Below are 1,382 nucleotides of genomic sequence, written 5' to 3' on the forward strand. Positions count from 1 at the left end.
GTACTGGAACGACCGCTGGGACTGGGCCTCGGCGCAGAACCGTTTCCCTGTCGTCATCGAGGAGTTCGCCCCGGACGCGGTATCGGTGTACTCCGAGCACTACGCCGCCGACGACGGGGCGTGGCCGACGGAGACGGGGACGCTGCTGTATGTCGGGCGGCGCCTGAGCCATCAGGTCGTGCCCTTGCGCGGCGTGGACGACAACGTCCGCGCCCAGCTCCTGGCGGGCGGGACGCGGCTGGCTGAGACCTACCGGGCGTTCGGGTACCGGGGCTACCTGAGTGCGGACGCGGTCGTCACCACCAGCGGGCAGGTGGTGTTTACCGAGGTCAACGCGCAGGTGTCGGGGTCGCTGCACATCTACCAGGTGATCGCGCACCGCATCGTTGACACCGCGGCCACCCCGGAGCGGTCGGTGGTGGAGTACCACGTCCCCCCGACCTGGGCCGTTCCCGACTTCGACGCCTTCCTCTCGGCCGTCGATGAGCTCGGCTGTGGCTACGACCCCGCCACCCGCACCGGCGTGATCGTCTCGATGCCGGTCATCCCGCTGGAGGTCAACCGCGCCCAGTTCGTGTTCTGCATCGCCTACGCCACCGACGCCGACCGCCAGGCCGTGTGGGACCGGCTCGACGCCTGGTTCGCCGCCGTCCCCGCCGATGCGTTCAGCGCCAGCGACCACATCGGCGTGCCGAACCGGCACGCCTCCTGACACCCGGATCTGGGAGAGGATCCCGATGAACGGACCCGACCGCCCGGCCTTGCCCGAGGCGGGCCTACTCGCCCCGACCTTCGACGCCGAGCAGCTCGCCCGCGAGCTCGCCGAGGTTACGGGGCACCGCTGGCAGCCGCAGCGCATCCAGGCGCCCGGCGGGGGCATCGGCGCCGCCACTGCCATCGACTGGCGAGTCCTGCCTCTGCGCAGCCCGGGCTGCGACCCGGAGCGCACCGATCCCGGCGGGCCCGGCCCGGTGGACTTCGCACCCACCGCCTGGCTGGATCGGCTGCCGTACCTGCGCGAGATCCTCGGTGCGATCCCGGCCCCGCTCAATGCCGTGCGCCTGATGGCGCTCGGCCCAGGCGCGACATGCCAGCCACACCGCGACCCGAAGTACGCCCTTGACCGCGGCCTCGTGCGCCTGCACATCCCCTTGGCCACCCATCCCGGCGCGGTCCTCGTCATCGACGGTGTGGAGCACCGCTGGCAGGTGGGGCAGTTCTGGTACGGGGACTTCTCCCGGGAGCACTTCGTCAGCAACACCGGACCGGCGACACGGGTGCATACCGTCGTCGACGCACTCCTCACACGTGAGCTGGTCGATCTATTCCCGTCTGACTGGCAGGCCGCGATGAACGACGGCGACGTGCTGTTCAACAAATTC

At 70.5% G+C, this 1,382-nt stretch carries 1 protein-coding gene and 1 pseudogene; both read left to right on the forward strand.

The features are described 5' to 3' along the window. Nucleotides 1–712, forward strand: a pseudogene (locus ACRDSQ_RS09060) (hypothetical protein); the annotation flags it as partial. 25 nt (nt 713–737) lie between these two features. Then, on the forward strand, nt 738–1,382 hold a 645-nt coding region (locus ACRDSQ_RS09065), incomplete at its 3' end, for an aspartyl/asparaginyl beta-hydroxylase domain-containing protein (RefSeq protein ID WP_431420393.1).

It is taken from the genome of Actinokineospora sp. (assembly GCF_050699995.1).
Classification (GTDB): Bacteria; Actinomycetota; Actinomycetes; order Mycobacteriales; family Pseudonocardiaceae; genus Actinokineospora.